The sequence below is a fragment of the Streptomyces sp. NPDC028722 genome, assembly GCF_040637655.1.
Classification (GTDB): Bacteria; Actinomycetota; Actinomycetes; order Streptomycetales; family Streptomycetaceae; genus Streptomyces.
Genome location: NZ_JBEZWU010000009.1, coordinates 34,997 through 47,331, shown reverse-complemented (window position 1 = coordinate 47,331; position 12,335 = coordinate 34,997). Strand labels below are relative to the sequence as shown.

Here is a 12,335-nt window from a genome sequence, read left to right as displayed (position 1 = left end):
AAGGCACCGGCGCGACGCGGAGGAAACGACCGAAAGACGACAGGAAACACGCCAGGCCGACGCACGGCAGTCCGAGGCACGGCCGTCCGACACGTGGCAGGCTGACGCACGGCAGGCACAGGGTGTACCGAGCGAGCCCGAGCGGTACGACCGGCAGGTCGACCGGGAGCGGATCGACCGGGAGCCGGACCGCGGACGGGACCGAGGTCCGGACCGTGGACCCGGCCGCGAACCGGACCGCGACCTGGACCGCGAACTGGAGCGTGAACTGGACCGCGAGCCGGAGCAGCGGCGGGACGGCAGGCCGGGTGGGCCGGCCGACCGCCGGCTCGACCACCGGGTCGACCGCCTCCGGGCGGAGAGCAGGAATGGTGGTCGGGTGGGGGTGACGTACAAATACTTCGGCGCGCCGGACGGTGCGACCGCGGCCCGCGTTCCCATCTCGATGCGTCCCGAGGAACTCGGCGGCGACGAGCTGGGCATGAACGGCATGTTCACCAAGATCAAGCCGGAGACGATGGCCGCGATGGTCCTGACCGGCATCGAGGGCGTCCCCCTGCACAAGGTGCCACCCCTCGAACTGGTCGTCCTGCACCCCGACTACGCGGTGGTCAAACTCCCCATGACGGTCGTGGACCCCCTGCGGGGCATCGGCGAGGAAGCGGTGGGCGCGGCGGCGTTCATCTGGTCGACGGTCCCGGACCGAGGCGGCCCACGCGACGCGTTCAACGTGTACCAGCTGCTGCACGAGTGGCAGGACTTCAGCCACCGGCTGCACGAGGCGGGGCATCAGCCGTACTGCCTTGTGTGGCCGTGACCTGGGGTTTCTTACGGATCGGGCGGGGTCCTCGGGCCTCGCCCTGGTGAAGGCGTCGTCGATCGCCAGACCGCTGAGGAGGATCGCGGCGCGTGCGCCCAGGACGGCGGGGTGACCGCGTCGAGGACGAGATGCAGGGTGTCCATGGTGCCTCCCCTCCGACGGCGGAGCACGTCACGGGCGGGGCACCCCGCACGCCGCCTCCCGGTCAGTCGCGAAGGTCCCCGAGCCAGCGCAGAGCGCTCAGGCTCGGCAGGAAGCAGTACTCGCCTCCCCGGGTGACCACGAACCGGGGCAGCGGTGCAAGGCGTCGTCTCAGCGGCCGCCGGGGAATGGTGAAGGCGAACTCTCCGTCGGCGGATCCGACGACGGGGTCCCGCATGTCGCTCGACCCGAAGAAGACTCCGTCGTTCATCCACTCCGACTGGACGAACTCGAACTGCCGTCCCGGGTGGGCGCCGATGAACGCGAACATCAGGCCGCGGTCCGTTCCGTCGTCCGCCAACGCTCCCTCGGGCAGCGGCGGGCCGTAGACGGCGCCGCGCCGGATCATGCGGTGCAGCCGCACCGCTCCGGCCACCGAGGCGTCGCGGGGGTTGGCCCGGCGGATGTGGCAGCCGCCGGGGGTGATGAATCCCGCCGGATCGACCTCCTCGTACAGGAAGGAGTTACGGCGGTGCGGGTCGGCACCGAGTGCCGGATCGTCGCGCTGCGGGGCGAGCGCCAGAGGGGCCCCACTGCGCCAGCGGCCCAGGATCTTCGCCGCGATCAGTTCCTCGTCCTCGGGCCCGGTGGAGTTGTCTTTCAGGTAGGCCCGGAACTCGGCGACCTTCTGGTGGAGTTTACGGAAGGCCGCGTAACTGCCGTTGCGCCCCAGCACGGTCGGCTGCGGCGCCTGGACACCGCCCAGCTCATCCGGATAGCCGAGGACGAACTCACCGCTCTTCAAGGGGACTTCCAACTGATTGGACCCCGGAACGCCGCTGCCTTCGACGGCCGGATGGCTGACGCCGTCGCGGTAGCCGAAGTGCTCCGTCTCGGTGGGCAGCGCATAGCAGTCCTGCCGCCAGATCGCCGTCACGCCAGGCAGCCGGTCGTGGACGGGCCGGGCCCGGTCCATGGCCGCCTCCAGACGCGGGGAGTCGGGTGCGACCGCCGTGATGACCACATGGACGTCGGTCGTGCCGAGCGGTGTTTCCCAGTTCTCCGGGCTGCTCGCACCCACATCGCCCAGCGCTCCGGCGCGGGCGGCCATTCCCTGCCGGAACTCCCACGCGAACGTGTCGAGCGAGGCGCGTGGCACCCCCAGGGCCTCCAGGCCCCAGCGGGTGACAGCGACACTGACCCAGGTGTCCCCGAGGGGGCTGGACGAGTCGGCGGCGGAGGTCACCGCCGAACCCGCCCGCCGCATCAGCTCCCGGCCCTGGGTCCGATCGTCGATGCGGAAGGCCAGGTACGTCGCGGCGTAAGGGGTCGGCCGCGGGCTGAGCACCCCGCGCTGAATGTCGTCGAGTTCCAGTGTGGTGTCCATGGGTGCGCTCACGTCCGCCTCCCTGCGGCATCGCTACGAGACGAGGTTGCGCCAGAAGTTCCGCAGGCTGTCGTCGGCGCCGAAGAGCGTGCTGAAGATCGTCGAATCGGCCAGCAGCACATCCGCCGCCCGGTCCCCGCCGGGGGGCATCCACAGGAACATGTTGAACTCGGTGTTCCCGGCCTCGGTGAAGGGATGGGGCCGGGACGTGTCGATCCGCTGCCGGGCCAGCACATGGATGTCGTTCGGCTCATCGGTCGTCACCGCGTAGTGCGGCAGGTGCGGGTGGAAGTTGAGGTTCGTGACTCCGCGCAGCCATCCCCTCTCGTCCAGATCTCCGACCGTGGACAGCGGGGCGATCCGTCGGTCCGCATCCGTCGCGGGGCGCAGCCCGTACCGGTTGACGACCGGCACGCCCAGGCCCTTCATCAGATCCCTGACGTAGGTGGCGAACCGCTGCTGGCGCGGCACCAGGGGATCGCCGTGATGCCGGTGCTCCATCTCGCGCACGGACAGATCGTCCGACGCGCCGACATCGTGATGAGGCCCGAGGACGAGACGGGCGTCGTCCCGGGCGAGAAAGGCCGTGAGGGCCTCGATCTCCCCGGCCCGGGCATCCTGTCCTGTGACCATGTGATCCAGTCCGAACACGAACAAGACGTCCGTGTCGGCCAGCACGCGCTCATCGAGGGGTGTGTGAAAGCCCGCCTGGTCGATGCGCTGATACACCGGGACGGGATGCCCGGTCACCTCCTCGACGAACTCCTGGAACGGCAGCCAGGCCCAGAAGAAGAGTTCGAGGGAGCCGGCGATGCCCTGCTGGAACTGATTCGGGTCCGACCATTTCGGGGCCTCGTAGGCCGGCCATGCCGCCCTCCTGACCTCGGTCATGGTGGAGAAGCGGTTGTCCAGCTCGGCCGCCTTCCGTCCTGCCTCCGCCGGATAGCTCCACGAGACGTAGACACTCACCCGTCTCCCGCCACGGGTGAACTCCCGTGGGACGTGCTTCTGGTTGTAGGTCCGCGCGGTCTCGGCTCTGTTCATCTCTGGCAGCCCTCACTGCAACTGGTCGAGCATCTCGGACAGCGCGCCCTTGACCCGCAGAGCCTTCTTGATCTCGTCCGCCGTCACATACGGGTACTCCCCGTACTCGATGAAGCTCGGACAGTGGTGTTCGCGGACGAATCCGGCGAATGCCTCCGGGTTGGTCCGCCAGTCCTCGGGGAACCCCTCCAGATGCTCGAACGCCGTGCTCACACCCGCTTTGGAGAAGAGGGCGACGGCATCCTCGGTGTACTTGTCGAAGTCGGTGTCGAAGATTCCCTGGTACATGAAACGCGTGTCGTCATCGAAGAGGACCCAGCGGAGGTAGTGCAGCTTCAACGGCGCGAGCAGATAGGGATCCTTCTCCAGCGCCTCGGCCAGTGTCCGGCCGTACTCGCGCATCGCGTCGGCGTGGCCGGGCTTGACCTTCGCGACGATGGTGAACCCGTAACACGCCGGAGTCTTCGGGAAGACGGGCCCGTACTTCCCCTGCTCGAGATGATCGGTCTCCTTGGGGAGAACGACTGCCTGCGGTTTGATCTCCATGCCTGTTCCTCCCGCCGTTCCGCAGCCGGGACGCATTCATCTTCCCGCCCCCTCACCGGACGCGCCCGCTGAGCGGGAGGAGATCGGACCCTGATCGTGGTGTGCCGGCCAGCAGGCGCAGGGCCGCGTCGGACGGGGTGCCGGGTTCGGCCGTGTAGGTGATGAGGCGCTGGCCCGCCGGGCCGGGCAGGCACAGGTTCTCGAAGCTCAGGTGCAGCGCGCCGACCGCCGGGTGGTGCAGGGACTTGCCGCCCGAGGTGCAGGTGCGGACCGGGTGCCGGGCCCAGAGCGCGGCGAACTCGTCGCTGTGGATGGAGAGCCGGCCGATCAGCTCGGCCAGGGCGCGGTCGTCGGGGTGGCGGCCCGCGACCAGGCGCAGGGAGGCGACCGCGAGGTGGGCCTCCTCCCTGTGATCGGGATACAGGTTCCGGTACCGGTCGTCCAGGAACAGCATCCGTACCAGGTTGGGCCGGTCCGCCGGGGTGTGCGGGGCCTCGCGGGGCAGGTGGGCGGCGAGCAGCGCGTGGCCGAGCGGGTTCCAGGCGAGGACGTCGCCGCGCCGGTCGAGGACGAGCGCCGGTACGTCCGTCATGGCGGCGAGCAGCTGCCGGGCCGACGGGGTGGCGTGCTCGGCGCGGGATCCGCCGGGGCGGTGCCCGGTGGCCGGGCGGGCCAGGTCCTTGAGGTGGGCGGTCTCGTCCTCGGTGAGCCGCAGGGTGCGGGCGATCGCCTCCAGCACGGAGTCGGAGACGCCGGCCGCGCGGCCCTGTTCGAGGCGGGTGTAGTGGGTGATGCTGACGCCCGCGAGCAGGGCCAGTTCCTCGCGGCGCAGGCCGGCGACCCGGCGGCGGGCCGGCGCGGTCGCGATGCCGACGTCCTCCGGCCGCAGCGCGCCACGGCGGGACCTGAGGAAGTCTCCCAGCTCGGACAGGGCGCCCATGCGTGCCTCCGGGTGTCGGGCGGTCGAGGTCCATCCTGCCCGCCGGGGCACGGGCAGGGGACGCCCGTGGGTGGTCCTGTGATGACCACCCTCGCGGCGGGTGGTCAGGAGACGGTGCTGGCTGGGGCGGCCGGAGCGGACCAGCCTCGTACCGCGCGGCTCCGCCCCGGCCGGGACGGACGAGTTCGTACCGCGCGACTCCGCAGCACAGAGGGGATCTCCTCGTCATGTCCGTCACCGTCACACCGTCCGCGGGTTCGCCCACGGTTCTCACCCCACGGCTCCGCCTGGTGCTCGTGCTGCTGCTCGCGGCCCAGTTCATGCTGGCCGTGGACTTCTCCATCCTGAACGTGGCCCTGCCGGTGATCGGCGCCGGCCTGGGCTTCTCCCTCGCCCACCTCCAGTGGATCGGCACGTCGTTCGCCCTGTGCGCCGCCGGGTTCACCCTGCTGTTCGGCCGGGTCGCCGACCTCTTCGGCCGCCGCAGGCTGTTCCTGGGCGGTCTCGTCGTCCTCGCCGCGGCCTCACTGGCGGGTGGGCTGGCGCAGAGCCCCGGGATGCTGATCGCGGCCCGGGTGTGCCAGGGGCTGGCCACCGCCGCGGTGACCCCGGCGGGGCTGTCGCTGCTGACGACGTCGTTCCCGGAGGGTCCGCTGCGGGAGAGGGCGCTCGGGCTCAACGGGGCGCTGATGTCGGCCGGTTTCACCACCGGGGCGGTCCTCGGCGGCCTGCTGACGGATCTGCTGTCGTGGCGCTGGTCCTTCTTCGTCAACGTGCCGGTCGCGCTGGCCGTCCTCCTCGTCGCGCCCGCGGTCATCGCCGAGTCACGGCCCGGGGAACGCCCGAAGCTGGACGTGCCGGGTGCGGTGACGGTCACGTTCGGGCTGCTCGCCGTCGTCCTCGGTCTGACGAGGGCCGGCGAACAGGGCTGGGGCGCACCGGCCACGCTGGTCCCGCTGGTGGCCGGGGCCGCCCTGCTGCTGACGTTCCGGGCCGTCGAACGCCGGGTGCCCGCGCCGCTGGTGCCGTGGGGCGTGCTCGGGAAGCGGTCGGTGGCGTGGGGCAACGTCGTGGGGCTGATCGCGTTCCTGACCGAGACGTCGCTGGTGTTCCTGCTGACCCTCTACCTCCAGGAGGTGCTCGGCTTCTCCCCGCTGGCCGCCGGGCTGTCGTTCGGCGTGCTGGGCGCGGGAACCGTCGTCGGCGGGGCCGTCGCCCCCCGGGTGATCGGCCGGTTCGGCGCGCCCCGGACGATCCTGGCCGGCGGTCTCGTGCAGGCCCTGTTCACGGCGGCCCTGCTCGGGCTCGGCACCGGCCACGCCTCGCTCTGGCTCTTCCTGGGGGCGACGTTCGCGGGCGGGGTGGGCAACATGCTGGTCATCGTCGGCTTCATGGTCACCGCCACGTCCGGGCTCGCCGACCACGAGCAGGGACTGGCCACCGGCCTGGCGACGATGACCCAGCAGATCGGCATCACGATGGGCACCCCGGTGATGAGCACCGTGGCCACCGCCGCGATGTCGGGTACGGGCGCGGTGGCTGTCCTCGGCGGGCTGCGGACCGCGATCGCGGTGAACGCGGCCGTCGTCCTCGTCGGCACGCTCGCCGGCGGTCTCGTCCTGCGGCGCGGGACGCGGTGACACTCCCGGTCGGGCCGGCTGCGGCGCGGGAGATGCGGGGCGGGGCGCGGGGCAGTGCGGTGTCGTACCGGGCGGCCGGGCGGTCAGCAGTACGGCGGCTGATTGGTCAGTGACGTCGCCACCCGCATCCACACCCCGAACTGCCGGTACAGCGCGGGCAGCCGGTCCGTCGCGCGGACCGTCCGCGCGTCGTCGGCCGTCACGCCGGGGATGCCGAGCAAGGTGGTGGCCGACGCACAGCGCGGCGTCGTACTCCCCGGTCAGACCCTCCAGCATGCCGAGCCGCTTGGGCCTGCCGCGCACCAGCCGGGCCGCCGGGTGCGGGGCCTCGGGCAGCAGGTTGCGCATCGGTCCGTGGGCGTCGTTGACGAGGATGCCGGTGGCGCCGGCCGCCAGCGCGCCCCGTACGGCGGCGTTCACGTCCTCGGCCATCATGGAGCGGCCCCGCTCGTAGTCCCGGCCGCCCGGCTGGACGTCGTCGGCGTCGACGAGCCCGGTGATGCCTTCCATGTCCACGCTCAGGTAGGTCAGCACGGCGTCGACCCTGACGCGCGCTACGTATTGTAGTTTCCCAACCGCCAGCGACCACCGGGCTCTTCACACGTTCGTTCATCGGGGGATCCATGCAGGACATCACGGAAGCGGAGCCCGCCGGGGAGGTCTGTGTGCGCAGTCTCGCGCCGACGCTGACCGTTCTCGTCATCAGCCTCGCGATCGCCGCCATCGGCGTGTACGAGTTGTGCGGCTTCGGCCTGCACAGCCTGGACCGGCGCCCGCACCTGTTCAGCGACGGCCTGGCGACCGGCGGGGTGATCGTCGCGACGGTGGCCGCCGGGGCGGCGGTGGGCAACCTGGCCTGGCTGCTGACGGCGGCCCGGCGCGACGGCGGCGGCTGACAGCGGCCCGCGCGTCGCAACCTGTCAGCCCCCTCAGCCCCCGAGCCCCACACGCACTGACGGTCCTGTCAGCCCCGTGAGCCCCGTACGCCCCGTCGATCCCCTGTCAGGCACCGCCCCCGCTGTGCGTGAACCCGCCTCCGGTCGTGAAGCCGATGACGGCCCCGCCGCCCTCCCGCCGGAAGGCGAACGGCGCTCCCCCGTGTGCCGTCGCGACCTCACGCACGATGGACAGGCCGAGACCCGAACCCGGCAGGGCGCGCGCGTCGGCGGCGCGGTAGAAGCGGTCGAAGATGCGGACGAGGTCGCCCTCGGCGATCCCCGGCCCCCGGTCCCGCACCTCTACCCGGACCGTGCCCGGCCGCGCCGGCCCGGTGACGGCGACCTCGATCGGCGCCCTGCCGCCCCGGTCGAACTTGGCCGCGTTCTCGACCAGGTTGGAAATGGCCCGCTGGAGCATCCCGGGCCGGCCGTCGGTCGTCGTGTCACCGCTGGTGTGCAGCAGGATGTCCCGGCCGGTACGGCGCCGGGCCAGCCCGACCACGTCCTCGGCCAGGTCGGCGAGGTCCACCCGCTGGGGCGGCTCGCCGTCGGACTGCCCGGCGGCGAGGTCGACCAGCTCGTTGACGAGGTCGGTGAGCTCGCGGGCCTCCTGCCCGAGGTCGGCGACCAGTTCCTCCCGCGCGTCGGGCGGCAGTTCGTCGATCCGCCGCAGCAGTGAGATGTTCGTCCGCAGCGAGGTGAGAGGGGTGCGCAGCTCGTGGCCGGCGTCCTGCACCAGGCGCCGCTGGTCCTCCTCGGACTGGGCCAGCCGCCCCAGCATGCGGTCGAAGGCCCGGCCGAGCCGTCCCACCTCGTCCAGACCGGCCACCGGCACCTGGATGCCGAGCTGGCGGGTGCGGGCCACGTCCTCCGCGGCCGAGGTGAGGATCACCAGGCGCCGGGTGATGCGCCGGGCCAGCCACCAGCCGAACAGCCCCGCCGCCACCACGACCGCCGCCATCAGGATCAGCGTCCGCTGCTGCAACGCCCGCAGCAGGTCCTCGGTGTCGCTGAACTCCTGCGCGACCTGGACCGCGCCGCGCCCGTCGCCGAGCGAGACGGTGGCGATGCGGAACAGGTCCTCGTCCACCCGTACGTCCTTGTGCTGGACCACTCGTCCGGCCGTCCGGGCGAGGGCCATGGCCCGGTCCCGGGAGGTGACCGGCAGCACCGGGTTGCCGTGGTCCATGATCTGCCCCCGCGCGCCGAGCACCTGGACGTCGGTGCGGGCGGGGCGGACCAGGTCGTGCCCGGGGCGGGAGGAGGAGAAGTCCCCGGGGACCATCTCGTGCTGCCGTACCTCGTCCTGGACGTCCCGGACGACCTGGGTGAACACCGACTGCTGGTCGACGCGGACGAGCCGCGCGGCGGAGTTGTACGACAGGATGCCGACGAGGATCGTGACGGCGGCGGTGACGGCCGCGAAGGAGACCGCGAAGGTGGTGCGCAGGGAGACCAGCTTCGGCCGGGGCCGGGCCGGCAGCCGCAAGCGGCGTCCCACCTAGTCCTCCCGGAGCACGTAACCCACGCCGCGCACGGTGTGGATCAGCTGCGGGGCACCGGGCTCGTCCAGTTTGCGGCGCAGGTAGCCCACGTACACGGCGAGGTTCTTGGAGCCGGGCCCGAAGTCGTACCCCCAGATCCGGTCGTAGATCGTGGAGTGGTCGAGCACGATGCCCGCGTTGCGCACGAGCAGTTCGAGCAGTTCGAACTCGGTGCGGGTCAGTTCCAGCTCGCGCCGGCCGCGCCAGGCCCGGCGGGCCTGGAGGTCCATACGGAGACCAGCGGCCTCCACCTGCCGGTCGGAGGGGGCGGACGCCTCCCGTCCGGCCCCGTCCCGTACGGCACCTTCGCGCGTGGCGCCTTCGCGTACGGCGCCTTCGCGTACGGCGCCTTCTGGGGTGCCGTCGGCGGTGGGCACCGGGCTGGTGCGGCGCAGCAGGGCGCGCAGCCGGGCGAAGACCTCCTCCACGTCGAACGGCTTGACCACGTAGTCGTCGGCGCCGGCGTCCAGGCCGGCGATGCGGTCGGCGGTCTCCACGAGGGCGGTCAGCATCAGGATCGGGGTGCGGTTGCCCTCCGTGCGCAGCACGCGGCAGACCTGGAGGCCGTCGATCCCGGGCATCATCACGTCGAGGACGAGGACGTCCGGCGGGTTCCGGTGGGCCTGGGCCAGTGCTTCCACGCCGTCGGCGACCGCCGTCACCTCGTACCCCTCCAGGGTCAGGGCCCGCTCCAGGGCGTGGCGGATGGCGCGGTCGTCTTCGGCGAGCAGCACAGTCGGGGGCACGCCCCCAGTCTGCCAAGGCCGCCGCCGGTTCAGCCGGGGGCGGCGGCCCCACGATCACCCTTTTTACCGGCCTCTCACCGTCGCAGCCGTTGCCGGCGCCCTGGTGGCACAGCGACCGTCCCGTCCCGAAGGTGGCGAAGGTTCCGGACCTCCCGGCCGTTCCGTCCGGCCCCCCGGCCCCGCCTGCGGTCAGGCGCTGAGCCGGGAGAGCTGGTCCGCGAAGGGGACGACCTCGAAGCCGGCCGTGTCCGTCCGCCCGGTCTCCTCCGCCTCGCCCCGCCAGGGCCCCGCGGGCTGCCGTCCGGAGCCCGCGGACAGGCCCGTCATCAGCGCCGCCAGTTCCCCCGCGGCCCGTTCGATCCGCTCCGGCAGGCCCTCGGCCCCCCAGTCCTCCGACGCCGCGTACACGCCGGTCGGCACGACCACGGCCCGCAGGTACGCGAACAACGGCCGCAGCGCGTGGTCCAGCACCAGCGAGTGCCGGGCCGTACCACCGGTCGCGGCGATCAGCACGGGCCTGCCGGCCAACGCGTCCTTGTCCAGCACGTCGAAGAACGACTTGAACAGTCCGCTGTACGAGGCGCTGAACACCGGTGTGACGACGATCAGCCCGTCCGCCGCCGCCACCGCCTCCTGGGCGGCGGCGAGCCCCTTCCCGGCGAACCCGTTGGTGAAGGCGTGCGCGATCTCGACCGCGAGGTCCCGCAGCTCGACCACCTCGATGTCCGCCGGCGTGTGCCGGTCCACCGCGGCGGCCAGCCGGTCGGCCAGCAGCCGGGTGGACGACGGCACGCTCAGTCCTGCCGAGACGACGACGAGCTTCATACGGTGGCCGCCTCCTTCGTGGCGAGCAGGGACCGGTGGGTCGGCGCGTCCGGCACGTCCGCCGGACGCCCCTTGGCGAACTCCTCGCGCAGCACCGGTACGACCTCCTCGCCGAGCAGGTCGAGCTGCTCCAGCACGGTCTTCAGGGGCAGGCCGGCGTGGTCCATGAGGAACAGCTGGCGCTGGTAGTCACCGGCGTACTCGCGGAACGACAGGGTCTTCTCGATCACCTGCTGCGGCGAGCCCACGGTCAGCGGGGTCTGCTCGGTGAAGTCCTCCAGCGAGGGCCCGTGGCCGTACACCGGCGCGTTGTCGAAGTACGGCCGGAACTCCCGCACCGCGTCCTGGGAGTTGTGCCGCATGAACACCTGGCCGCCGAGGCCGACGATCGCCTGCTCCGGGGTGCCGTGCCCGTAGTGGGCGTAGCGGGTCCGGTAGAACTCGACCATCCGCCTGGTGTGGTCGGCGGGCCAGAAGATGTTGTTGTGGAAGAAGCCGTCCCCGTAGTAGGCGGCCTGCTCGGCGATCTCCGGGGAGCGGATGGAGCCGTGCCAGACGAACGGCGCCACGCCGTCCAGCGGGCGGGGCGTCGAGGTGAACCCCTGGAGCGGCGTGCGGAACTTGCCCTCCCAGTCGACGACGTCCTCGTGCCACAGCCGGCGCAGCAGGGCGTAGTTCTCGATGGCGAGGTCGATGCCGTCCCGGATGTCCTTGCCGAACCACGGGTAGACCGGCCCGGTGTTGCCACGGCCCGTCATCAGGTCGACGCGCCCGTCGGCCAGGTGCTGGAGCATCGCGAAATCCTCGGCGATCTTCACCGGGTCGTTGGTGGTGATCAGGGTGGTGGAGGTGGAGAGGAGGAGCCGCTCCGTCCGCGCGGCTATGTAGCCGAGCATGGTGGTCGGGGACGAGGGCACGAACGGCGGGTTGTGGTGCTCGCCGGTCGCGAAGACGTCGAGGCCGACCTCCTCGGCCTTCAGCGCGATGGCGACCATGGCCTTGATCCGCTCGCGCTCGGTCGGGTTGCGCCCCGTGGTGGGGTCCGGCGTGACGTCGCCGACCGTGAAGATCCCGAACTGCATGGTCGCTCACCCTCCAGTTTGTTGACCATTCAACTATACCTGGCCAACGGTTCCCCTCCCCCGGTTATTCCGGTCCGGGATCCCCGCCCGGCCCCGCGGTTCAGAAGGCGTACGAGTCCCCCGTGGCCAGCACCAGCACCGTCAGCCGGTCGTTCGACGGGTTCGCGTCCACCGCGCTGCCCAGCCAGACGGTGTCGATGTCCAGCGTCACCTCCGCCACCGGCTCCGCGAGCCGTACCGGCACGTGCAGCTGCTCCCCCGCCGCGTCCGCGGCCAGCGCCCCGGTCCGGCACAGCACGGTCCGCTCGTCCGCGCGCAGGCACCCGGCGGGCAGCTCCTGCCGGCCGGCCGGCGGCACCGACCAGCGCAGCCGGACCGTGACGTCCGAGACGGCGCCGGGTCCCTCGTTGCGCGGGGTCAGCAACAGATCCACCCGGTCCGCGTCCAGCACCACGCTCCCGTGCAGGGAAAGATCGGCCTCCGGCGCGGGAGCGGCCGGCGACGGGGGGAGGGCCACCGCCGTCCCCGGGACCAGGGCGGCACCGGCACACAGCCAGGACAGCACCCACGTCCGCATCCGCACGGTCCCTCACCACTTCCCGCTCGCACCCGGTCCGCCGTACGGATGTATGCCACGCCCGCCGCCGGCCAGGCGCCCTCCAACAGGTGACACGCCCACGGC

General features: G+C 72.0%; 12 protein-coding genes and 1 pseudogene. 3 read left to right on the top strand and 10 right to left on the bottom strand.

Annotation, left to right across the window (positions count from 1 at the left end; all coding sequences use genetic code 11):
• Positions 1-379 precede the first annotated feature (379 nt).
• Entirely contained in the window at positions 380-817 is a 438-nt protein-coding gene (locus AB0F03_RS16370; protein WP_003974483.1) for a hypothetical protein, read from the top strand.
• Between the two features lie 208 nt (positions 818-1,025).
• Here the strand turns inward: AB0F03_RS16370 and AB0F03_RS16365 are convergent, their stop codons facing one another.
• Genes AB0F03_RS16365 through AB0F03_RS16350 form a run of 4 tightly spaced genes read right to left on the bottom strand, consistent with a single transcriptional unit; the run spans position 1,026 to position 4,878 of the window.
• Entirely contained in the window at positions 1,026-2,360 is a 1,335-nt protein-coding gene (locus AB0F03_RS16365; RefSeq protein WP_361991667.1) for a Dyp-type peroxidase, read from the bottom strand.
• 21 nt (positions 2,361-2,381) lie between these two features.
• Positions 2,382-3,392, bottom strand: a complete 1,011-nt coding sequence (locus AB0F03_RS16360; RefSeq protein ID WP_361991664.1) for a hypothetical protein — start codon at positions 3,390-3,392, stop codon at positions 2,382-2,384.
• Between the two features lie 12 nt (positions 3,393-3,404).
• Complete coding sequence (locus AB0F03_RS16355; RefSeq protein WP_361991663.1) at positions 3,405-3,938, bottom strand: hypothetical protein; 534 nt, start codon at positions 3,936-3,938, stop codon at positions 3,405-3,407.
• A 52-nt stretch (positions 3,939-3,990) separates the two neighbouring features.
• Positions 3,991-4,878, bottom strand: a complete 888-nt coding sequence (locus AB0F03_RS16350; protein WP_361991660.1) for a helix-turn-helix transcriptional regulator — start codon at positions 4,876-4,878, stop codon at positions 3,991-3,993.
• 227 nt (positions 4,879-5,105) lie between these two features.
• Here AB0F03_RS16350 and AB0F03_RS16345 point away from each other — a divergent pair, with 227 nt between their 5' ends.
• Positions 5,106-6,518: an MFS transporter gene (locus tag AB0F03_RS16345; RefSeq protein ID WP_361991657.1), complete on the top strand. Its 1,413-nt coding sequence runs from the start codon at positions 5,106-5,108 to the stop codon at positions 6,516-6,518.
• A gap of 83 nt (positions 6,519-6,601) precedes the next feature.
• Here AB0F03_RS16345 and AB0F03_RS16340 read toward each other — a convergent pair.
• Positions 6,602-7,052, bottom strand: a pseudogene (locus AB0F03_RS16340) (M55 family metallopeptidase).
• An 89-nt stretch (positions 7,053-7,141) separates the two neighbouring features.
• On the opposite strand from AB0F03_RS16340, the gene AB0F03_RS16335 reads away from it, so the two are divergent.
• Complete coding sequence (locus AB0F03_RS16335) at positions 7,142-7,414, top strand: hypothetical protein (protein ID WP_361991655.1); 273 nt, start codon at positions 7,142-7,144, stop codon at positions 7,412-7,414.
• Between the two features lie 106 nt (positions 7,415-7,520).
• Here the strand turns inward: AB0F03_RS16335 and AB0F03_RS16330 are convergent, their stop codons facing one another.
• From AB0F03_RS16330 to AB0F03_RS16310, 5 genes are all read right to left on the bottom strand, one after another.
• A complete protein-coding gene (locus tag AB0F03_RS16330; RefSeq protein WP_361991653.1) occupies positions 7,521-8,957 on the bottom strand; it encodes a HAMP domain-containing sensor histidine kinase in 1,437 nt (478 codons plus the stop codon).
• Positions 8,958-9,746 (bottom strand): response regulator transcription factor, encoded by a 789-nt coding sequence (locus tag AB0F03_RS16325; RefSeq protein WP_361991649.1) that lies wholly within the window; start codon positions 9,744-9,746, stop codon positions 8,958-8,960.
• A gap of 189 nt (positions 9,747-9,935) precedes the next feature.
• The gene (locus AB0F03_RS16320) at positions 9,936-10,571 is read right to left on the bottom strand and encodes an FMN reductase (protein ID WP_361991646.1); all 636 of its coding nucleotides are present in this window, start codon (positions 10,569-10,571) and stop codon (positions 9,936-9,938) included.
• On the bottom strand, positions 10,568-11,653 hold the full coding sequence (locus AB0F03_RS16315) for an LLM class flavin-dependent oxidoreductase (RefSeq protein WP_361991643.1): 1,086 nt from the start codon (positions 11,651-11,653) through the stop codon (positions 10,568-10,570). Before AB0F03_RS16315 ends, AB0F03_RS16320 begins: the two co-directional genes overlap by 4 nt.
• 100 nt (positions 11,654-11,753) lie before the next feature.
• Complete coding sequence (locus tag AB0F03_RS16310) at positions 11,754-12,230, bottom strand: hypothetical protein (RefSeq protein WP_361991640.1); 477 nt, start codon at positions 12,228-12,230, stop codon at positions 11,754-11,756.
• Positions 12,231-12,335 lie beyond the last annotated feature (105 nt).

Excerpts from the sequence above, each read along its gene's own strand:
- AB0F03_RS16350 (WP_361991660.1), bottom strand. The coding sequence starts at position 4,878 with ATGGGCGCCCTGTCCGAGCTGGGAGACTTCCTCAGGTCCCGCCGTGGC.
- AB0F03_RS16310 (WP_361991640.1), bottom strand. The coding sequence starts at position 12,230 with ATGCGGACGTGGGTGCTGTCCTGGCTGTGTGCCGGTGCCGCCCTGGTC.
- AB0F03_RS16355 (WP_361991663.1), bottom strand. The coding sequence starts at position 3,938 with ATGGAGATCAAACCGCAGGCAGTCGTTCTCCCCAAGGAGACCGATCAT.
- AB0F03_RS16360 (WP_361991664.1), bottom strand. The coding sequence starts at position 3,392 with ATGAACAGAGCCGAGACCGCGCGGACCTACAACCAGAAGCACGTCCCA.
- AB0F03_RS16345 (WP_361991657.1), top strand. The coding sequence starts at position 5,106 with ATGTCCGTCACCGTCACACCGTCCGCGGGTTCGCCCACGGTTCTCACC.
- AB0F03_RS16315 (WP_361991643.1), bottom strand. The coding sequence starts at position 11,653 with ATGCAGTTCGGGATCTTCACGGTCGGCGACGTCACGCCGGACCCCACC.
- AB0F03_RS16320 (WP_361991646.1), bottom strand. The coding sequence starts at position 10,571 with ATGAAGCTCGTCGTCGTCTCGGCAGGACTGAGCGTGCCGTCGTCCACC.
- AB0F03_RS16335 (WP_361991655.1), top strand. The coding sequence starts at position 7,142 with ATGCAGGACATCACGGAAGCGGAGCCCGCCGGGGAGGTCTGTGTGCGC.